Source organism: Hydrogenophilus islandicus, assembly GCF_054657095.1.
Map to the genome: position 1 here is coordinate 1 of NZ_BAAHXE010000005.1, position 16,348 is coordinate 16,348.

Genomic DNA, 16,348 nt, shown 5'->3' on the forward strand with positions numbered 1-16,348 from the left:
GCGCACCGTCGGTGCCGGCGTCGTCAGCAAGATCATCGAGTAACGGCATTGTGTTAGAATCGTGCCCTCGCTGATGCGAGGGCATTTCTTTCGTTCTTTAAGGATCGAGTGATGAAAACGCAAAAAATCCGGATTCGCCTCAAGGCGTTTGACTACCGGCTGATCGACCTCTCGGCATCCCAGATCGTCGATGCCGTCAAACGCACCGGAGCGGTGGTCCGTGGTCCTGTGCCACTGCCCACAAAAATCGAGCGGTTCAACGTTTTGCGCTCCCCCCATGTCAACAAAAAATCGATGGATCAGTTCGAAATCCGAACGCACCATCGGCTGCTGGATATCGTCGATCCTACCGACAAGACGGTCGATGCTCTCTCCAAACTCGACTTGCCAGCAGGCGTTGATGTGGATATCCGATTGCTCTGATTGTTTTTTGTGTTAGAATGCCGCGTTTCGCTCGTGCGGCTTTAGTTATTGACAACCTCCGGTCAATCGCAACCGGAATAGGAGAGAATAATGAGTCTTGGCCTTGTTGCACGCAAGGTCGGCATGACCCGCATCTTTACCGACGACGGGCAAAGCATTCCCGTGACGGTATTGTCGGCTGCCGGCAACCGCGTCGTTCAGATCAAGTCTCCCGAATCCGACGGCTATTCAGCCATTCAGGTCGGCTTTGGTGAGCGGCGTCCTATCCGTGTGACCAAGCCCCTTGCTGGTCACTTTGCCAAAGCGGGTGTCACTCCCGCCCAGGTTTTGCGCGAGTTCCGCGTTGATCCTGCCGATTTGCAACAGTTTAAACCGGGAGATACCCTCTCGGTCGCTCTCTTTCAGGTTGGGCAAAGGGTCGATGTGACGGGTCGCTCGATCGGTAAAGGGTTTGCTGGTGCGATCAAGCGGCATAACTTCAGTTCCAACCGCGCTTCTCATGGTAACTCGATCACCACCAACGCACCTGGTTCCATTGGGATGGCGCAAGACCCTGGTCGCGTCTTCCCGGGTAAGCGCATGGCAGGCCACCTCGGTGATGAGACGGTGACGATCCAGAATCTTGAAGTGGTGCGGGTCGATGCTGAGCGTCAGCTGATTTGGGTCAAAGGGGCGGTCCCCGGCGCGAAGGGGCGCGAGGTGGTTGTGCGTCCCGCGGTGAAAGCCAAAGGCTAAGCGAGGCGACAATGGAACTGAAACTACTCGATAGTAATGGTCAGGCAACCGGTACCCTCACGGTATCGGAACAGCTTTTTGGCCGCGAATTCAACGAGCCACTCGTGCACCAAGTGGTGGTGGCCTACATGGCGAATGCGCGCCGCGGTACACGCGCGCAAAAAGATCGTTCTCAGGTCAAGCACTCCACCCGTAAGCCCTGGCGGCAAAAGGGGACGGGACGTGCGCGTGCCGGGATGACCTCGAGCCCCTTGTGGCGCGGAGGCGGGAAGATTTTCCCGAGCTCTCCCGACGAAAACTTCTCCCACAAAGTGAACCGCAAGATGTATCGCGCCGCGATGGCGTCGATTCTCTCGGAACTTGCTCGGCAAGATCGCCTGGTTGTGGTGGATGGGTTCGATGTCGAAGCGCCCAAGACGAAAATGGTCGTCGGTAAGCTCAAGGCGATGGGTGTGGATGATCGCAACGTCCTTGTGGTGACGGATCGTCTCAGCGAGAATTTGCTGCTCGGTAGCCGTAATTTGAAAAATGTCTTGGCGCTTGAGGCGCACGAAGTCGACCCGGTGGCCTTGGTCCATTTCGATCTGGTGATGGTGACCAAGAGTGCGGTCGAAAAATTCCAGGAGATGTGGCAATGAGCGCGCTCAAAGAACGGCATTACCAGGTGCTGCTTGCGCCGGTGATTTCCGAAAAGTCGACGATGCTCGGGGAAAAGCGCAATACGGTTGTTTTTAAAGTCGCCCCAGACGCGCAAAAACCGGAAATCAAAGCGGCGGTGGAAGGGCTCTTCAATGTTCGCGTGGCCCATGTTCGTGTGATCAATGTCAAAGGCAAGAACAAGCGCTTTGGCCGTTTTTCTGGGCGTCGAGCCGATACGCGCAAAGCGTATATCACGCTCGAGCCAGGTCAAGAGCTTGATCTGGTCATGGGTGGGAGTGCGTAATCATGCCGATCGTCAAACTGAAACCCACATCACCGGGGCGGCGCCACGTCGTCAAAGTGGTTCATTCCCATCTCTACAAAGGGGAGCCCTACGCGCCGCTGCTTGAAGCGCAGACGCGCAAAGCGGGAAGAAATAACGCTGGGCGGATCACGACCCGTCACAAAGGGGGTGGTCATAAGCACCACTACCGGATCGTCGATTTCCGGCGCAACAAGGACGGCATTCCCGCCAAAGTGGAGCGGATCGAATACGATCCCAACCGTACAGCTCATATTGCCCTAGTCTGCTACGCTGATGGCGAGCGCCGCTACATTCTGGCGCCCAAGGGCCTTGAGGTGGGGATGACGGTGGAGAGTGGCCCGCAAGCCCCGATCCGCATCGGCAACTCCTTGCCGTTGCGTTCCATCCCCGTGGGGACAACGATCCACAATATCGAATTGCAACCAGGCAAAGGGGCGCAACTGGCCCGAGCAGCGGGTGCTTCAGCGATGTTGGTCGGTCGCGAAGGCGGCTACGCCCAGATTCGTCTCCGTTCTGGTGAAGTTCGCCGTGTTCCGATGGAGTGCCGGGCAACGATCGGGGAAGTCTCCAATAGCGAGCACAACCTCGAGAAACTCGGTAAGGCGGGCGCTTCGCGTTGGCGCGGAATTCGTCCGACTGTTCGCGGTGTGGCGATGAACCCGATCGATCACCCGCACGGCGGGGGTGAGGGTCGTACCGGCACGGGTGGCCCCCCTGTCAGTCCGTGGGGTTGGCAGACCAAGGGTTATCGTACGCGTAAGAACAAGCGCACGGACGGCATGATCATTCAAAGCCGTCACAAACGGTAAGGGGTAAGCGATGGCACGTTCAGTAAAAAAAGGGCCATTTGTCGATGCGCACCTGATGAAAAAGGTCGAGGCGGCGCGGGCAAAGAACGACAAGCGGCCCATTAAAACCTGGTCGCGGCGCTCGACGATTCTTCCTGAATTCATCGGGCTTACTTTTGCCGTCCACAACGGTCGGCAACATGTTCCGGTCTTTGTCACCGAAGCGATGGTCGGACATAAGTTGGGTGAGTTCTCCTTCACCCGCACCTTTAAAGGCCATGCTGCCGGTAAGAAGGCGAAACGGTAAGGAGTGATGACGATGAAAACCACACGAGCAGTGATTCGCGGGGTACGTCTCTCTCCGCAAAAAGGTCGCCTGGTTGCCGATCTGGTGCGCGGTAAGCCTGTTGCGCAGGCGCTCAACATCCTTGAGTTTATGCCGCAGAAAGGGGCAAAAATCGTCAAAAAAGCTCTGCTTTCTGCGATTGCCAATGCGGAGCACAATGACGGTGCCGATATCGACGCCCTCAAAGTGGTCAGCATCCATGTGGAAAAGGGTTTTGTGCTGAAGCGTTTTACCGCGCGAGCAAAAGGTCGTGGCGCCCGGATTTTGAAACCGACGTCGCATATTTACGTGACGGTGGGCGAGTAAGGAGTCGCATCGATGGGACAGAAAATTCATCCAACCGGCTTTCGCCTCGCGGTGACTCGTGACTGGCTCTCGCGGTGGTACGCGCCAAGTAAGACCTTTGCCCCGACGCTTCATGCCGATATCGATCTGCGCCGCTATCTCAAGGATCGCTTGAAACATGCGGCTGTGAGCCGCATCGTGATCGAACGTCCGGCAAAAGCGGCCAAAATCACGATTCATACTGCCCGCCCTGGCGTGGTGATCGGCAAAAAAGGCGAGGATATCGAAAAGTTGCGCGAAGAGGTCTCTGCGCGCTTGGGGGTGCCTGCGCAGGTTGCCATTGAAGAGGTTCGCAAGCCGGAACTCGACGCCCAACTGGTCGCCGAATCGATCGCTACTCAGTTGGAGAAGCGCATTCAGTTCCGTCGCGCGATGAAGCGGGCGATGCAAAGCGCGATGCGCCTGGGCGCTAAAGGGATCAAGGTGATGACCTCGGGCCGCCTCAATGGCGCCGAGATCGCTCGTTCGGAATGGTATCGCGAGGGAAGGGTCCCGCTGCATACCCTGCGTGCTGAAATCGACTACGGTTTTGCCGAAGCGGTGACCACCTACGGGGTGATCGGTGTCAAGGTGTGGATCTACAAAGGGGATGTGTTGAATCGCAACCAGTCGCCCCTTGCCGCTTCCCCTGAAGAGCCCCGTAAGGTCCGCCGGAGCCTTCGCGAGAACAGCCGCCGCGGCCGTGGCAGCAGAGCTGCGGCAAAATCAGGAGTGAACCATGCTACAGCCGAAACGAACTAAATACCGTAAAGTTCAGAAGGGGCGCAACAAAGGGATTGCGACCCGTGGCACCGAGGTCGCTTTCGGCGATTTCGGCCTTAAGGCGATCGGCCGTGGCCGGTTGACGGCCCGTCAAATCGAGGCCGCACGTCGCGCGATGACGCGCCATATCAAGCGGGGTGGTCGCATCTGGATCCGCGTTTTTCCTGACAAGCCCATTACCCAGAAGCCTGCTGAGGTGCGGATGGGGAGCGGTAAAGGGAACCCCGAATATTGGGTTGCCGAGATCCAGCCCGGCAAAGTCCTCTATGAGATGGGCGGTGTCTCTGAAGAGCTTGCCCGCGAGGCGTTCCGCCTTGCTGCGGCAAAACTGCCCTTCCGGACGATTGTCGTCACCCGGCGTCTGGGGAGTTGATGATGAAAGCGAAAGAGTTGAGAGAAAAATCGGTGGCCGAGTTGCAGGATGAGCTCCTGTCACTGCGCAAAGCGCAGTTTTCACTGCGGATGCAGCTGGCGACCCAGCAGTTGAGCAACACCGCGCAGATCGGCGCGGTGAAGCGCGATATTGCTCGGGTCAAAACGGTGTTGGCGGAGAAAGGGGTGCGGAGATGAGCGATCTTCAGGATCAGCAAAAAAATCGCCGCCGGATGCAGGGCAAGGTGGTCTCCACTGCGCGGCAGAAGACGGTGACGGTTCTGGTTGAGCGTCGGATCGCACACCCGATCTACGGCAAGTACGTCACCAAGTCGCGTAAGTTCCATGCCCACTGCGAAGACCCCAACGTCGCCCTCAACGACATCGTTGAGATCGTCGAATCGCGGCCGCTCTCCAAGACGAAAAACTGGGTGGTCACGAGAATTGTCGAAAAAGCGGGCTTGGTCTAATCAGTACTTGCTTTTCTCCTAGAACGACAGTATAATCGGACTTTTGGTTCGTCGCCCCGCCCAACGAGCGGGGCGACTTGTTCCCAGTCCAATACTGTCCGCTTAGCGGTATAAGTTGGAGTCTAACATGATTCAAATGCAGACCCTTCTCGAGGTCGCTGACAACAGTGGTGCGCGCAAAGTGATGTGCATCAAGGTATTGGGTGGCTCCAAGCGGCGCTACGCAAATGTCGGCGATATCATCAAGGTTTCGATTAAAGATGCCGCGCCGCGCGGTCGTGTCAAGAAAGGGGACGTCTACAATGCCGTCGTCGTTCGTACGGCTAAAGGCGTTCGCCGTCCTGACGGTTCTCTGGTCAAGTTTGACGAAAACGCGGCAGTGCTGTTGAACAACAAACTTGAGCCCATCGGAACGCGTATCTTTGGTCCCGTTACGCGTGAGTTGCGCACAGAACGGTTTATGAAGATCGTCTCGCTGGCTCCAGAAGTGATCTGAGGTGCGTCATGCAGAAGATTCGAAAGGGTGACGAGGTGATCGTCATCGCTGGAAAAGATAAAGGGCGCCGCGGCGTCGTCCAGATGCGTGTGGGTCCTGATCGTGTGATCGTTGCAGGCATCAACGTGGTGAAAAAACATGTCCGTCCTAACCCGCTGAAGGGTGAGCCGGGCGGCATTGTGACCAAGGAGATGCCGATCCACATTTCCAATGTGATGCTCTTTAATCCGAAAACCCAAAAAGGGGATCGGGTGGGCATCAAGATCCTAGAAGATGGTCGCAAAGTGCGCTTTTTCAAAAGCACTGGCGAACTGGTAGAGGCGTGAGGACGCGACGATGGCTCGGTTGCTAAAGCAATACCAAGAAGAGGTGGTGCCTGCACTGATGGCGCGATTTGGGTATCGCTCAGTGATGGAGGTGCCGCGGATCGTCAAGATTGCCCTCAATATGGGGGTTGGCGAGGCGGTGGCTGACAAAAAAGTCCTTGAGCATGCGATGAGCGATCTCGCAAAAATCTCGGGTCAAAAGCCGGTCATTACGCGCGCGCGCAAATCGGTTGCTGGTTTCAAGATTCGTGAGGGGTATCCCATCGGCTGTAAAGTGACGCTCCGTGGTGTGCGTGCTTACGAATTCCTCGATCGCCTCATCTCGGTCGCTCTGCCCCGTGTTCGTGACTTTCGCGGCGTGGGGGGGAAGGGGTTTGATGGCCGAGGCAACTTCAACCTCGGGGTGCGCGAGCAGATCATCTTCCCCGAAATTGAGTATGACAAAGTCGATGCGGTGAGGGGTCTCAACATTACGATCACCACCACGGCGAAAACCGATGAAGAGGGTCGGGCGCTCCTTGAAGCGTTCCGCTTCCCGTTCCGGACGTAAGGGTAGGATTATGGCAAAGAAATCGATGATCAACCGTGAAAAGAAGCGCGAACTTCTGGTCGCGAAGTATGCCCAGAAGCGCGCTGAGCTGATGGCGATTATCCAAGACGAGTCACGCCCCTTCGAAGAGCGGATGGCGGCTCGCTTGAAGCTGCAGCAGCTCCCACGTAATGCGAGCCCAGTGCGGCTTCGCAACCGGTGCGCTCTGACCGGTCGTCCGCGGGGCACATTCCGCAAGTTCGGTTTGTGCCGCAATCAGTTGCGTGAACTGGCTTTCACGGGCCAGATTCCCGGCATGACCAAGGCGAGCTGGTAAGGAGCGTGCGATGAGTATGACTGATCCCATTGCCGATATGCTGACGCGTATCCGCAATGCCCAAATGGTGCAAAAAACCCATGTCGAGGTTCCGCACTCCAAATTGAAAGAGGCGCTCGCGAAGGTTTTGCACGAAGAAGGCTACCTTGCAGGGTATGAAGTTCTCCGCGACGGCCCGAAAGCTACTTTGAAATTGGCATTGAAATACTACGCGGGTAGACCTGTGATTGACAAGATTGAGCGGGTCTCCCGTCCCGGTCTTCGCATCTATCGCGGCGCGGACGAGTTGCCGAAAGTCTTGAATGGCCTGGGGATTGCAGTTGTGTCCACCCCTAAAGGCGTGATGAGTGACCGTGCGGCACGCAAAGCACGTGTTGGCGGTGAAGTGCTTTGCATCGTCGCTTAAAGGGAGAGTCGGTCATGTCGCGTATTGCTAAATTGCCAGTGGTACTCCCTAAAGGGGTCGAGGTTGCGGTCACCGAGGATACGGTCCGCGCCAAAGGGCCGCTGGGCGAGCTGAAGATGAAACTCCACCCGGCTGTGCGCGTCGAGGTGGCAAACGGCGTTGCTCGTGTCCATCCCAAAGAGGGTGTTGAAGAGGCGTCGATGCATGCTGGGACTGTGCGGGCTCTTCTTGCCAATATGGTCAAAGGGGTTTCTCAAGGGTTTGAGCGCCGCTTGCAACTGGTTGGGGTGGGGTATCGTGCCCAGGCGCAAGGGAACCAGATCCAGCTTTCGCTCGGTTTTTCCCATCCTGTGGTCCATGCGCTTCCTGCTGGGGTGAAGGCGGAAACGCCATCGCAAACGGAGATCGTTCTCAAAGGGATCGACAAACATTTGGTCGGGCAGGAGGCGGCGAAGATCCGCGCTTACCGTCCGCCAGAGCCCTACAAAGGGAAGGGTGTTCGCTATATGGGCGAACAGGTGGTCCTGAAAGAGACGAAGAAGAAATAAGGTGGCTTAGCTATGAACAAAAGAATTGCTCGTTTGCGCCGCGCCCGCAAAACCCGGGCCAAAATTGCGCAGCTGAAGAAGATCCGCCTGGTGGTCTACCGCTCCAACGCGCATATTTATGCCCAGATCACGACTCCGGACGGGGCCAAGGTTCTTGCAGCCGCTTCAACGCTTTCGAAAGAGCTGCGTGATCTGGTCAAAAACGGTGGCAACACTGCAGCGGCCGCATTGGTCGGCAAGGCAATTGCTGAAAAAGCAAAAGCGCTCGGAATCGAAGAGGTGGCATTCGACCGTTCGGGTTACCTCTACCACGGCCGGGTCAAGGCGCTTGCTGAAGCTGCGCGTGAAGCGGGCCTGAAATTCTGACGGGGTGATGCGATGAGTAAAAAGGGAAATAAGGCGCGTGAAGTTGCCGCGCAGGAAGAGCTGATCGAGAAGTTGGTGGCCGTCAACCGCGTCAGCAAAACGGTGAAGGGCGGTCGTATCCTCAGTTTTGCGGCACTCACCGTTGTGGGTGACGGTGATGGGCGGGTGGCCATTGGCAAAGGGAAGGCGCGTGAAGTCCCGGTCGCCGTGCAGAAGGCGATGCAGTACGCCCGTCGCAACCTGGTCGAAATCCCGTTGCGCAACGGGACGCTCCATCACGAGATTATCGGCAAGCACGGTGCGAGTTCTGTCATCATGAAACCTGCTCCTGCCGGTACCGGGATCATTGCGGGCGGTGCGATGCGTCTGCTCTTTGAAGCGATGGGGGTCAAGGACGTGATCTGTAAATCGCTCGGTTCGCGCAATCCCCACAACGTCCTTCGTGCCGCAATGAAGGGGTTGACGCGCATGCAAACGGCATCCGAGATTGCTGCCAAGCGCGGTAAGTCGGTCGAAGAGATCCTGGAGTGAGACGATGAGCGAAGGAACGATTCGGGTAACTTTGGTGCGGTCATTGATCGGAACGCGCCGCGATCATCGCGCTACCGTTCGTGGTCTGGGATTGCGGCGACTGAACCATACCGTTGATCTGCCGGACACGCCGCAGGTGCGGGGGATGATCCGCAAGGTAGGCTATCTGTTGAAAGTAGAGGGATAAGCGATGCGACTCAATCAACTCCAACCCGCCGCAGGAGCGAAAAAGGAGCGGCGGCGTGTCGGTCGTGGGATTGGCTCCGGTTTGGGTAAAACCTGCGGTCGCGGGCACAAGGGGCAGAAATCGCGTGCGGGTGGCTTCCACAAGGTCGGTTTTGAAGGGGGTCAGATGCCGCTGCAACGCCGGTTGCCGAAGCGCGGTTTTACCTCGCAGAACCAAGGCTTGGTGTTCGAGCTGCGGTTGAGCGATCTTGAGCGTTTGCCCCTTGATGAGATCGACTTGGTCGTTCTCAAGCAGGCTGGCTTGCTCCCCAACAACGCAATCGGCGCGAAAGTGATCCAAGCGGGTGAGATCACCCGTCGCGTCGTGTTGCGCGGGATCAAAGCGACGAAAGGGGCTCGCGCCGCGATCGAAGCTGCTGGCGGTTCGGTTGAGGCGGAGTGATCACCTGTGGCGACAATGACCGCCCCTGCCTTTGCCGTCGGTAAATTTGCCGATCTGAAGCGCCGACTTTGGTTTTTAGTCGGCGCGTTGATCGTCTACCGTATCGGTGCGCATATCCCGGTTCCCGGCATTGACCCTGTCCAGCTCGCTAAACTCTTTGAGACGCAGCAAGGCGGAATCCTCGGGGTGCTCAATCTCTTTTCCGGTGGCGCGCTCTCGCGGTTTACGATCTTCGCGCTGGGGGTCATGCCCTACATCTCGGCGTCGATCGTGATGCAGTTGATGACCTATGCCTTTCCGCCGCTTGAGCAGTTGCGGAAAGAGGGTGAGGCAGGGCGGCGCAAGATCGCGCAGTACACGCGCTACGGCACTGTGCTTCTTGCCTTCGTCCAGGCCCTGGGCATTGCGGTTGCGCTCGAGAATCAGCCTGGGTTGGTGCTCGATCCCGGCTTCACCTTCCGCCTGACCACTGTGGTGACACTGGTGACCGGCACCATGTTCCTGATGTGGCTGGGTGAGCAGATTACCGAACGGGGTATTGGGAACGGGATCTCTCTGATTATCTTTTCAGGGATCGTTGCCGGCTTGCCCCGTGCGCTTGCCGGAACCTTTGAGTTGGTGTCGACGGGTTCCCTTCATCCGCTCGCGGCGCTCTTGATCCTCCTTCTGGTCTTTGCCGTTACCGCCTTTGTCGTCTTTGTCGAAAAGGCGTTGCGCAAGATTCCGATCACCTACGCGAAGCGGCAGGTCGGCAACCGGCTCTACGGCGGGCAAAGTTCGCATCTGCCCTTGAAGCTCAATATGGCGGGGGTGATCCCACCCATCTTCGCGTCGTCGATCATTCTCTTTCCGGCTACAGCGGCGCAGTGGTTTGGCTCTTCCGAGTCGCTTGAGTGGTTGCGCAACTTGGCGGCTGCCCTTTCGCCGGGTCAGCCCGTCTACATCTTGCTCTATGCAGTCGCAATCGTCTTCTTTGCCTTCTTCTACACGGCGCTCGTTTTTAACGCCAAAGAGACAGCCGAGAACCTCAAGAAGAGCGGTGCCTTTGTTCCTGGTATCCGCCCCGGAGAGCAGACAGCGCGCTATCTTGATCGGGTGCTGACCCGGTTGACCCTTGCCGGTGCGTTGTATGTGACTCTGGTCTGCTTGATTCCCGAGTTCTTGATCCTCGAGTGGAATGTACCGTTCTATTTCGGGGGGACGTCGCTCCTGATCATCGTTGTCGTGACGATGGATCTGATGAATCAAGTCCAGTCGCATATCCTGTCGCACCAATACGAGAGTCTGCTCAAGAAAGCAAATCTGCGCTCTGGTCGAACGAGAGGTTGAGTCAAGATGGCCAAAGAAGATGTGATCGAGATGCAGGGGGAAGTGATCGAGAACCTTCCGAACACGACCTTCCGCGTGCGGCTCGAGAATGGGCACGAAATTTTGGGTTATATCTCGGGGAAGATGCGCATGAACTACATTCGCATTCTTCCCGGGGACAAGGTGACGGTGCAACTGACGCCCTACGATCTCACGCGCGGGCGAATCGTCTTTCGCAGCAAATAAAATTGGAGAGCAATCATGCGAGTGCAACCTTCTGTCAAGCGGATCTGTCGTCACTGCCGGATCATTCGTCGCCATGGCGTGGTGCGGGTGATCTGTAAAGAGGCGCGCCATAAACAGCGCCAAGGTTGATCACGGTGCGAGATTCCGCTAGAATCACAAACTTTTTATTGGGGTGAGTGGATATGGCCCGAATTGCTGGGGTAAACGTACCCAATCATAAACACGCTGAAATTGCGCTAACCCATATCTTTGGGATCGGCCGTTCGCGTGCTCGCAAAATTTGCGATGCCGCTGGTGTTTCACGTCAAGCCAAGATCAAGGATCTGACCGACGCTGAAATCGACCGTTTGCGTGAAGAGGTGGCGAAGTACAAGGTGGAGGGTGACCTTCGCCGCGAGATCACCATGAACATCAAACGGTTGATGGATCTCGGCTGCTATCGCGGTATGCGTCATCGTCGCGGCTTGCCAGTTCGTGGGCAACGCACGCGCACCAATGCCAGAACACGCAAAGGGCCGCGCAAGACCATTGCGGGTAAGAAAAAGTAATTTTGAGGATTTGAAAGAATGGCGAAGAGCAGCGTCAAGACGCGTCGCCGCGTCAAGAAGAATGTCTCCGACGGGATCGCGCACATCCAAGCGACCTTCAACAACACGATTGTTACCATTACCGATCGGCAGGGGAATGCGCTCGCATGGGCTACGGCCGGCTCCTCCGGTTTCAAGGGTTCCCGTAAGAGCACCCCGTTTGCCGCTCAGGTTGCTGCGGATGCGGCGGGCAAGGCCGCTATGGAGTGTGGGATCAAGAATCTGGAAGTCCGTGTTCAAGGACCCGGCCCCGGTCGTGAGTCGACCATCCGTGCGTTGGCTGCGTTGGGAATCAAGATCACGGCGATTGCCGACGTCACCCCGATCCCCCACAACGGTTGCCGTCCACCCAAGAAACGTCGGGTTTGATGAGGAGAATGATCAGTGGCACGTAATCGTGATCCCAAATGCCGCCAGTGTCGGCGTGAAGGTGAAAAGCTCTTCCTGAAAGGGGAGAAGTGCTTCACCGATAAATGTGCGTTTGAGCGCCGCTCCTACGCGCCCGGTCAACATGGCCAGAACTCCGGTCGCCGTCTTTCCGGCTATGGCTTGCAGTTGCGCGCGAAACAGAAGATCCGCCGGATTTATGGCGTTCTCGAAAATCAGTTCCGCCGCATCTACGCTGAGGCGGAACGGCGCAAAGGCCAGACGGGTGAAAACCTGTTGCAACTGCTTGAAGGGCGCCTGGATAATGTCGCATACCGGATGGGTTTTGGCGCCTCGCGTGCGGAAGCCCGCCAACTGGTCCGTCACAACGGCGTGTTGGTGAACGGTCAGCGGGTCAATATCCCCTCCTATTTGGTTCGCCCCGGTGATGTCGTCGAGCTGACGGAATCGGCTCGCAATCAGCTCCGCGTCAAGGCTGCGCTCAAAAGTGCCCAAGAACGGGGTTTCCCGGAGTGGGTTGAGGTCAACGTCGATGAGGGCAAAGGGATCTTCAAAGCCTATCCGATGCGCGCTGAGCTCTCGCCGACGCTCAACGAGCAGGTGGTGGTCGAGCTCTACTCGCGTTAACCTACTGAGGACAGCGCAATGCCGTTTGATACCTATTTGACGCCGCGTTCGATTCAGGTCGAGATGCTCTCGCCGGTCACCACGCGCATTACGCTGGAACCGTTCGAGCGCGGCTTTGGCCATACGCTGGGAAATGCGCTGCGCCGTGTGTTGCTCTCGTCGCTTCGCGGGTTTGCCCCTACTGAGGCGCGCATTACGGGCGTTTTACACGAATACAGTGCGCTCGATGGCGTACGCGAAGATGTGGTCGACCTGTTGCTCAACCTCAAAGGGGTGGTCTTTTGCCTCCATGATCGGGATGAGGCGGTTGTCCGTCTGGAGGTGGTGGGCCCTGCCGTGGTCAAGGCGGGTGACTTTGCCCTGCCTCACGGGGTCGAGGTGATCAATGAAGATCACGTGATCGCGCACCTCGAAGAGGGGGGACGGCTTGAGATGGAAGTGGTCGTCGAGGCCGGGCGCGGCTATGTCCCCGCGAGCAGCCGGGAAGCGAAGGTGATCGGCGGGATCGCGATGGACGCCTCCTTTTCCCCCGTTCGTCGCGTTGCCTATACGGTGGAGAGCGCGCGCGTCGAGCAGCGGACCGACCTGGATCGCCTGGTGCTGGAGATCGAAACGAATGGCGCGGTCGACGGTGTCGAGTTGGTTCGGCAGGCCGCTAAGCTGTTGATCGATCAATTCCAGGTCTTCACCACGCTCGAAGGGCATGAAGCGCCTGCCACCTCTGAGCGTGAAGAGGCGATGGATCCGATTCTGCTCCGTCCGATCGACGAGCTTGAGCTTACTGTTCGCTCGGCCAATTGCCTCAAGGCGGAAAACATCTATTTCGTCGGCGATCTGATCCAGAAGACGGAGCAGGAGTTGTTGAAGACACCTAACCTGGGTCGTAAGTCGCTCAACGAGATCAAATCGGTTCTCGCAGCGCATGGCCTGTCACTCGGGATGAAGTTGGACAACTGGCCGCCGGCAGGCTTGGTGCGTGCCGATGCCGACAAAGAGAAGGAAGTTTGATCATGCGTCACAAAAAAGGGTACCGGAAACTCAACCGTACATCGAGTCATCGCCAAGCGTTGCTGCGCAATCTCGCGAGCGCCCTGATTCGGGAAGAGCAGATTGTGACGACGCTTCCGAAGGCGAAAGAGCTTCGCCGTTACGTCGAGCCGCTGATCACCCTCGCGAAAAAGCCGACGGTGGCGAATCGCCGCTTGGCTTTTGCCCGCCTGCGTGATCGTGATGCGGTCGTCAAACTCTTCGATGATCTGGGGCAACGTTCGCTCAACCGTCCCGGTGGTTATACCCGGGTGCTCAAGTTCGGTTTTCGCGATGGTGACAATGCGCCGATGGCGATCATCGAATTGGTCGACCGAACCGCAGCGGCTCCCCGTGAAGAGGTTGCGGGGTAGTCCACAGGTCGTGCGGCACACCCTCAGCATCCCAAGCCGGTACCGTGAGGGCCGGCTTTTTGCGTTTTGAGAGGATAGTGTGAAGGTCGGTTTGGCTCTGGGCTCGGGCTCTGCTCGCGGTTGGTCCCATTTTGGCGTCATCCGTGAGTTGCGCGCTTTGGGCGTCCCTGTGGATATTGTCTGTGGCACTTCGATTGGTGCGTTGGTGGGCGCAGCGCTTGCCTCCGGCAAAGATGAGGCGATGGCGGAGTGGGTGACCTCGCTCGGCTGGACCGATGTCGTCGCCTTGATGGATGTCTCGTTGCGCGGAGGCGCATTGCAAGGCGACCGGGTGGTCGAGTATTGTGCCGAGCATTTTTTTGCCGACTCCTTTACCGCGCTTGCGCTCCCCTTTGCGTGTGTGGCGACAGAACTGAGCACCGGCCGTGAGGTTTGGTTGCGCGACGGCCCCCTTCCGCCTGCGCTTCGCGCGTCGATGGCGCTTCCGGGGATGTTTCAGCCGCAGCGCTTGGCAGGCCACTGGCTGGTCGATGGGGGGCTGGTCAATCCCGTGCCGGTCTCGTTGTGTCGTGCACTCGGAGCCGATGTGGTGATCGCTGTCGAATTGGGGGCCGGCCGCGCGACCCGGCACCTCCGCCGAGACGGACGCAGCAAGATTCCCCCTGCTGATGAGGGGAAGGGTGGGTTGACGGATCAGATGAAGGAGCGGCTCCTCAGTTGGATTGGCGCCTCGTCCCTCTTGGAGTGGGTGGAGTCGCGCAAGGAGGCGGATGAGATCCCCCCTTTGGGGGCGGTGCTTGCCACCTCGATCAACATCATGCAGAGTCGCATCGCGCGGGCCCGTTTAGCAGGCGACCCGCCGGATGTCCTGATTCAGCCGCGTCTGGTTGATTTCTCGATTCTCGATTTCCACCGCGGCCGGGAGGCGATCGAGGAGGGGATTGCCGCGACGCGCCGAATGCGCGCACAGATCGAGGCGGTGCTCGATGGCTTGTGATCGCGAAGGGGCGCTTGTTGCAGCGCTCCGTCAAGCCCTGCCGACGCTTGTGGTCGGTTCGACAGCGGAGTTTTCCCATCTGCTCACCGATTGGCGGGGTCGTTTCCGTGGTGAAGCGATCGCAGTAGCCTTTCCGCGCGAGCGCGAAGAGGTTGCGGCGGTGGTTGATTGGTGTCGCCGTCATGGGGTCGCGATCACGCCGCAGGGGGGGAATACTGGTCTTTGTGGCGGGGCGACCCCTCTGGGTGGGGATCGTCCCCATCTCCTGCTCAACCTCCAACGTATGGCCCGGATTCGCGCCGTCGATCCTCTCGGCGGTTCTTTGACTGCTGAGGCGGGGGTGACCGTTGCTCAGTTGCAAGAGGCCGCGGAAGCAGTCGGGCGCCTCTTTGCGTTGTCACTCGCCTCGGAAGGGAGCGCAACACTGGGCGGGGTGCTTTCGACCAACGCGGGCGGTGTCCATGTCGTCCGCTACGGGACGATGCGGGCGCAGGTGTTGGGGGTCGAGGCGGTGCTTGCCGACGGGTCGATCGTTTCGCGCCTCTCGGGGCTACGCAAGGATAACACCGGCTACGACTGGGGCGATCTCTTGATTGGGGCGGAGGGGACGCTGGGGGTGATCACTGCCGCGACCGTCCGCCTCTTTCCCCGCCCGCAGTGGGTCCAGACCGTTTGGCTGGCATTACCTGAACTCGCGCGGGTGGTCGACCTCTTTGGCGCGTTACTCGAGACCTTCGGCGACAAAGTCTCGGCGTTTGAGCTGATGGGGCGCCCCCTCTTCGAGTTGGTGGCGCGCCATATCTCTGAAGTGCGCTTGCCATGGGGTGACGCGGTGCCGCCGTGGGGGGTGCTGGTTGAGTTGAGCGACACCAGCAACTGGCCGGGGTGGAACGAGTGGGCGGAACGGTTTTGGCTGACGCTCTTTGACCGGGGTTGGGTGAGCGACGTGGTGGTAGCGCAAAACGAAAAGGAGCGGCGCCTCTTCTGGCGGGTGCGCGAAGAGGCGTCCGAAGCGCAGCGGCGCGAAGGGTTCAGTGTCAAACACGACATTGCGTTGCCGCTGGCGGAAGTCGTCCCTTTCATCCAGGAGGGCGAGGCGGAGTTGCCGCACCGCTTCCCAGGGTTGCGGATCGCCTGTTTTGGCCACTTCGGCGACGGCAATCTCCATTACAATTGCTTTTTGCCCGGCGATCTTCCGCTGGAGCGTCGCGATGCGATGGCGGCAGCGGTGACCCGTTGGGTCCACGACGCGGTGATGCGGCGCGGCGGCTCTTTCTCGGCCGAACATGGGATTGGCCGGTTGAAGGTCGCTGAGATGGTGCGGTACAAGCCTGCCGCGGAGCTCGCGTTGATGCGGCGGATCAAAGCGGCGCTCGACCCCGAAGGGCTCTTCAACCCGGGGAAGGTGATTCCCGATCTCTAAG

General features: G+C 58.5%; 31 protein-coding genes. All 31 read left to right on the forward strand.

The features are described from left to right. Window positions 1-111: 111 nt before the first annotated feature. Window positions 112-423, forward strand: a complete 312-nt coding sequence (gene rpsJ, locus ACYQ6T_RS02745) for a 30S ribosomal protein S10 (RefSeq protein WP_459827280.1) — start codon at window positions 112-114, stop codon at window positions 421-423. A gap of 90 nt (window positions 424-513) precedes the next feature. After that, window positions 514-1,158, forward strand: a complete 645-nt coding sequence (rplC, locus tag ACYQ6T_RS02750) for a 50S ribosomal protein L3 (RefSeq protein ID WP_459827283.1) — start codon at window positions 514-516, stop codon at window positions 1,156-1,158. Between the two features lie 11 nt (window positions 1,159-1,169). Further along, on the forward strand, window positions 1,170-1,796 hold the full coding sequence (gene rplD, locus ACYQ6T_RS02755; RefSeq protein ID WP_459827286.1) for a 50S ribosomal protein L4: 627 nt from the start codon (window positions 1,170-1,172) through the stop codon (window positions 1,794-1,796). After that, window positions 1,793-2,101 (forward strand): 50S ribosomal protein L23, encoded by a 309-nt coding sequence (rplW, locus tag ACYQ6T_RS02760; protein WP_459827288.1) that lies wholly within the window; start codon window positions 1,793-1,795, stop codon window positions 2,099-2,101. Before rplD ends, rplW begins: the two co-directional genes overlap by 4 nt. Window positions 2,102-2,103: 2 nt before the next feature. Next, window positions 2,104-2,931, forward strand: coding sequence for a 50S ribosomal protein L2 (gene rplB, locus ACYQ6T_RS02765; RefSeq protein ID WP_459827290.1), 828 nt, complete (start codon window positions 2,104-2,106; stop codon window positions 2,929-2,931). A gap of 10 nt (window positions 2,932-2,941) precedes the next feature. Then, the gene (rpsS, locus tag ACYQ6T_RS02770; RefSeq protein WP_459827292.1) at window positions 2,942-3,217 is read left to right on the forward strand and encodes a 30S ribosomal protein S19; all 276 of its coding nucleotides are present in this window, start codon (window positions 2,942-2,944) and stop codon (window positions 3,215-3,217) included. A 12-nt stretch (window positions 3,218-3,229) separates the two neighbouring features. Next, the gene (gene rplV / locus ACYQ6T_RS02775) at window positions 3,230-3,562 is read left to right on the forward strand and encodes a 50S ribosomal protein L22 (RefSeq protein WP_459827543.1); all 333 of its coding nucleotides are present in this window, start codon (window positions 3,230-3,232) and stop codon (window positions 3,560-3,562) included. Window positions 3,563-3,574: 12 nt separating this feature from the next. After that, a complete protein-coding gene (gene rpsC / locus ACYQ6T_RS02780) occupies window positions 3,575-4,342 on the forward strand; it encodes a 30S ribosomal protein S3 (RefSeq protein WP_459827295.1) in 768 nt (255 codons plus the stop codon). Continuing rightward, window positions 4,320-4,736 carry a 50S ribosomal protein L16 gene (gene rplP / locus ACYQ6T_RS02785; RefSeq protein WP_459827298.1) on the forward strand — a complete coding sequence of 139 codons (417 nt, stop codon included), beginning with the start codon at window positions 4,320-4,322 and terminating at the stop codon, window positions 4,734-4,736. The genes rpsC and rplP overlap by 23 nt, the downstream gene beginning before the upstream one ends. 2 nt (window positions 4,737-4,738) lie before the next feature. Continuing rightward, the gene (gene rpmC, locus ACYQ6T_RS02790; RefSeq protein ID WP_459827300.1) at window positions 4,739-4,933 is read left to right on the forward strand and encodes a 50S ribosomal protein L29; all 195 of its coding nucleotides are present in this window, start codon (window positions 4,739-4,741) and stop codon (window positions 4,931-4,933) included. Next, window positions 4,930-5,205 carry a 30S ribosomal protein S17 gene (gene rpsQ, locus ACYQ6T_RS02795; RefSeq protein WP_459827303.1) on the forward strand — a complete coding sequence of 92 codons (276 nt, stop codon included), beginning with the start codon at window positions 4,930-4,932 and terminating at the stop codon, window positions 5,203-5,205. The genes rpmC and rpsQ overlap by 4 nt, the downstream gene beginning before the upstream one ends. Before the next feature lie 127 nt (window positions 5,206-5,332). Then, window positions 5,333-5,701: a 50S ribosomal protein L14 gene (gene rplN, locus ACYQ6T_RS02800; protein WP_217125729.1), complete on the forward strand. Its 369-nt coding sequence runs from the start codon at window positions 5,333-5,335 to the stop codon at window positions 5,699-5,701. A gap of 8 nt (window positions 5,702-5,709) precedes the next feature. After that, window positions 5,710-6,027 (forward strand): 50S ribosomal protein L24, encoded by a 318-nt coding sequence (gene rplX, locus ACYQ6T_RS02805; protein WP_459827306.1) that lies wholly within the window; start codon window positions 5,710-5,712, stop codon window positions 6,025-6,027. Between the two features lie 10 nt (window positions 6,028-6,037). After that, complete coding sequence (gene rplE, locus ACYQ6T_RS02810) at window positions 6,038-6,577, forward strand: 50S ribosomal protein L5 (RefSeq protein WP_459827309.1); 540 nt, start codon at window positions 6,038-6,040, stop codon at window positions 6,575-6,577. A 10-nt stretch (window positions 6,578-6,587) separates the two neighbouring features. After that, on the forward strand, window positions 6,588-6,893 hold the full coding sequence (gene rpsN / locus ACYQ6T_RS02815; RefSeq protein ID WP_459827310.1) for a 30S ribosomal protein S14: 306 nt from the start codon (window positions 6,588-6,590) through the stop codon (window positions 6,891-6,893). Window positions 6,894-6,903: 10 nt separating this feature from the next. Beyond that, complete coding sequence (gene rpsH, locus ACYQ6T_RS02820; protein WP_459827313.1) at window positions 6,904-7,299, forward strand: 30S ribosomal protein S8; 396 nt, start codon at window positions 6,904-6,906, stop codon at window positions 7,297-7,299. Window positions 7,300-7,313: 14 nt separating this feature from the next. Further along, on the forward strand, window positions 7,314-7,847 hold the full coding sequence (gene rplF / locus ACYQ6T_RS02825; protein WP_459827316.1) for a 50S ribosomal protein L6: 534 nt from the start codon (window positions 7,314-7,316) through the stop codon (window positions 7,845-7,847). A gap of 12 nt (window positions 7,848-7,859) precedes the next feature. Next, the gene (gene rplR / locus ACYQ6T_RS02830) at window positions 7,860-8,213 is read left to right on the forward strand and encodes a 50S ribosomal protein L18 (protein ID WP_459827319.1); all 354 of its coding nucleotides are present in this window, start codon (window positions 7,860-7,862) and stop codon (window positions 8,211-8,213) included. Between the two features lie 12 nt (window positions 8,214-8,225). Beyond that, on the forward strand, window positions 8,226-8,744 hold the full coding sequence (rpsE, locus tag ACYQ6T_RS02835) for a 30S ribosomal protein S5 (protein ID WP_459827322.1): 519 nt from the start codon (window positions 8,226-8,228) through the stop codon (window positions 8,742-8,744). Between the two features lie 4 nt (window positions 8,745-8,748). Continuing rightward, window positions 8,749-8,931, forward strand: a complete 183-nt coding sequence (rpmD, locus tag ACYQ6T_RS02840; protein WP_459827325.1) for a 50S ribosomal protein L30 — start codon at window positions 8,749-8,751, stop codon at window positions 8,929-8,931. Window positions 8,932-8,934: 3 nt separating this feature from the next. After that, on the forward strand, window positions 8,935-9,372 hold the full coding sequence (gene rplO, locus ACYQ6T_RS02845; RefSeq protein WP_459827328.1) for a 50S ribosomal protein L15: 438 nt from the start codon (window positions 8,935-8,937) through the stop codon (window positions 9,370-9,372). A 15-nt stretch (window positions 9,373-9,387) separates the two neighbouring features. Further along, window positions 9,388-10,701 carry a preprotein translocase subunit SecY gene (gene secY, locus ACYQ6T_RS02850; protein ID WP_459827546.1) on the forward strand — a complete coding sequence of 438 codons (1,314 nt, stop codon included), beginning with the start codon at window positions 9,388-9,390 and terminating at the stop codon, window positions 10,699-10,701. Between the two features lie 6 nt (window positions 10,702-10,707). Beyond that, window positions 10,708-10,926: a translation initiation factor IF-1 gene (gene infA, locus ACYQ6T_RS02855; RefSeq protein WP_119334497.1), complete on the forward strand. Its 219-nt coding sequence runs from the start codon at window positions 10,708-10,710 to the stop codon at window positions 10,924-10,926. A gap of 15 nt (window positions 10,927-10,941) precedes the next feature. Next, on the forward strand, window positions 10,942-11,055 hold the full coding sequence (gene rpmJ / locus ACYQ6T_RS02860) for a 50S ribosomal protein L36 (RefSeq protein WP_119334498.1): 114 nt from the start codon (window positions 10,942-10,944) through the stop codon (window positions 11,053-11,055). Window positions 11,056-11,108: 53 nt separating this feature from the next. Beyond that, entirely contained in the window at window positions 11,109-11,474 is a 366-nt protein-coding gene (gene rpsM, locus ACYQ6T_RS02865; RefSeq protein ID WP_459827333.1) for a 30S ribosomal protein S13, read from the forward strand. An 18-nt stretch (window positions 11,475-11,492) separates the two neighbouring features. Further along, window positions 11,493-11,882, forward strand: a complete 390-nt coding sequence (gene rpsK / locus ACYQ6T_RS02870) for a 30S ribosomal protein S11 (RefSeq protein ID WP_459827336.1) — start codon at window positions 11,493-11,495, stop codon at window positions 11,880-11,882. A gap of 15 nt (window positions 11,883-11,897) precedes the next feature. Continuing rightward, complete coding sequence (gene rpsD, locus ACYQ6T_RS02875) at window positions 11,898-12,527, forward strand: 30S ribosomal protein S4 (RefSeq protein ID WP_459827339.1); 630 nt, start codon at window positions 11,898-11,900, stop codon at window positions 12,525-12,527. Window positions 12,528-12,545: 18 nt separating this feature from the next. Then, window positions 12,546-13,535 (forward strand): DNA-directed RNA polymerase subunit alpha, encoded by a 990-nt coding sequence (locus tag ACYQ6T_RS02880; RefSeq protein WP_459827342.1) that lies wholly within the window; start codon window positions 12,546-12,548, stop codon window positions 13,533-13,535. A gap of 2 nt (window positions 13,536-13,537) precedes the next feature. Beyond that, entirely contained in the window at window positions 13,538-13,927 is a 390-nt protein-coding gene (gene rplQ, locus ACYQ6T_RS02885; protein WP_459827345.1) for a 50S ribosomal protein L17, read from the forward strand. Window positions 13,928-14,006: 79 nt separating this feature from the next. Beyond that, window positions 14,007-14,924, forward strand: coding sequence for a patatin-like phospholipase RssA (gene rssA, locus ACYQ6T_RS02890; protein WP_459827348.1), 918 nt, complete (start codon window positions 14,007-14,009; stop codon window positions 14,922-14,924). Then, complete coding sequence (locus ACYQ6T_RS02895; RefSeq protein WP_459827350.1) at window positions 14,914-16,347, forward strand: FAD-binding oxidoreductase; 1,434 nt, start codon at window positions 14,914-14,916, stop codon at window positions 16,345-16,347. Before rssA ends, ACYQ6T_RS02895 begins: the two co-directional genes overlap by 11 nt. The last annotated feature ends 1 nt before the right edge of the window (window position 16,348 follow it).

Excerpts from the sequence above, each read along its gene's own strand:
- rpsJ (WP_459827280.1), top strand. The coding sequence starts at position 112 with ATGAAAACGCAAAAAATCCGGATTCGCCTCAAGGCGTTTGACTACCGG.
- rplC (WP_459827283.1), top strand. The coding sequence starts at position 514 with ATGAGTCTTGGCCTTGTTGCACGCAAGGTCGGCATGACCCGCATCTTT.
- rplD (WP_459827286.1), top strand. The coding sequence starts at position 1,170 with ATGGAACTGAAACTACTCGATAGTAATGGTCAGGCAACCGGTACCCTC.
- rplW (WP_459827288.1), top strand. The coding sequence starts at position 1,793 with ATGAGCGCGCTCAAAGAACGGCATTACCAGGTGCTGCTTGCGCCGGTG.
- rplB (WP_459827290.1), top strand. The coding sequence starts at position 2,104 with ATGCCGATCGTCAAACTGAAACCCACATCACCGGGGCGGCGCCACGTC.
- rpsS (WP_459827292.1), top strand. The coding sequence starts at position 2,942 with ATGGCACGTTCAGTAAAAAAAGGGCCATTTGTCGATGCGCACCTGATG.
- rplV (WP_459827543.1), top strand. The coding sequence starts at position 3,230 with ATGAAAACCACACGAGCAGTGATTCGCGGGGTACGTCTCTCTCCGCAA.
- rpsC (WP_459827295.1), top strand. The coding sequence starts at position 3,575 with ATGGGACAGAAAATTCATCCAACCGGCTTTCGCCTCGCGGTGACTCGT.
- rplP (WP_459827298.1), top strand. The coding sequence starts at position 4,320 with ATGCTACAGCCGAAACGAACTAAATACCGTAAAGTTCAGAAGGGGCGC.
- rpmC (WP_459827300.1), top strand. The coding sequence starts at position 4,739 with ATGAAAGCGAAAGAGTTGAGAGAAAAATCGGTGGCCGAGTTGCAGGAT.
- rpsQ (WP_459827303.1), top strand. The coding sequence starts at position 4,930 with ATGAGCGATCTTCAGGATCAGCAAAAAAATCGCCGCCGGATGCAGGGC.
- rplN (WP_217125729.1), top strand. The coding sequence starts at position 5,333 with ATGATTCAAATGCAGACCCTTCTCGAGGTCGCTGACAACAGTGGTGCG.
- rplX (WP_459827306.1), top strand. The coding sequence starts at position 5,710 with ATGCAGAAGATTCGAAAGGGTGACGAGGTGATCGTCATCGCTGGAAAA.
- rplE (WP_459827309.1), top strand. The coding sequence starts at position 6,038 with ATGGCTCGGTTGCTAAAGCAATACCAAGAAGAGGTGGTGCCTGCACTG.
- rpsN (WP_459827310.1), top strand. The coding sequence starts at position 6,588 with ATGGCAAAGAAATCGATGATCAACCGTGAAAAGAAGCGCGAACTTCTG.
- rpsH (WP_459827313.1), top strand. The coding sequence starts at position 6,904 with ATGAGTATGACTGATCCCATTGCCGATATGCTGACGCGTATCCGCAAT.
- rplF (WP_459827316.1), top strand. The coding sequence starts at position 7,314 with ATGTCGCGTATTGCTAAATTGCCAGTGGTACTCCCTAAAGGGGTCGAG.
- rplR (WP_459827319.1), top strand. The coding sequence starts at position 7,860 with ATGAACAAAAGAATTGCTCGTTTGCGCCGCGCCCGCAAAACCCGGGCC.
- rpsE (WP_459827322.1), top strand. The coding sequence starts at position 8,226 with ATGAGTAAAAAGGGAAATAAGGCGCGTGAAGTTGCCGCGCAGGAAGAG.
- rpmD (WP_459827325.1), top strand. The coding sequence starts at position 8,749 with ATGAGCGAAGGAACGATTCGGGTAACTTTGGTGCGGTCATTGATCGGA.
- rplO (WP_459827328.1), top strand. The coding sequence starts at position 8,935 with ATGCGACTCAATCAACTCCAACCCGCCGCAGGAGCGAAAAAGGAGCGG.
- secY (WP_459827546.1), top strand. The coding sequence starts at position 9,388 with ATGACCGCCCCTGCCTTTGCCGTCGGTAAATTTGCCGATCTGAAGCGC.
- infA (WP_119334497.1), top strand. The coding sequence starts at position 10,708 with ATGGCCAAAGAAGATGTGATCGAGATGCAGGGGGAAGTGATCGAGAAC.
- rpmJ (WP_119334498.1), top strand. The coding sequence starts at position 10,942 with ATGCGAGTGCAACCTTCTGTCAAGCGGATCTGTCGTCACTGCCGGATC.
- rpsM (WP_459827333.1), top strand. The coding sequence starts at position 11,109 with ATGGCCCGAATTGCTGGGGTAAACGTACCCAATCATAAACACGCTGAA.
- rpsK (WP_459827336.1), top strand. The coding sequence starts at position 11,493 with ATGGCGAAGAGCAGCGTCAAGACGCGTCGCCGCGTCAAGAAGAATGTC.
- ACYQ6T_RS02880 (WP_459827342.1), top strand. The coding sequence starts at position 12,546 with ATGCCGTTTGATACCTATTTGACGCCGCGTTCGATTCAGGTCGAGATG.
- rplQ (WP_459827345.1), top strand. The coding sequence starts at position 13,538 with ATGCGTCACAAAAAAGGGTACCGGAAACTCAACCGTACATCGAGTCAT.
- ACYQ6T_RS02895 (WP_459827350.1), top strand. The coding sequence starts at position 14,914 with ATGGCTTGTGATCGCGAAGGGGCGCTTGTTGCAGCGCTCCGTCAAGCC.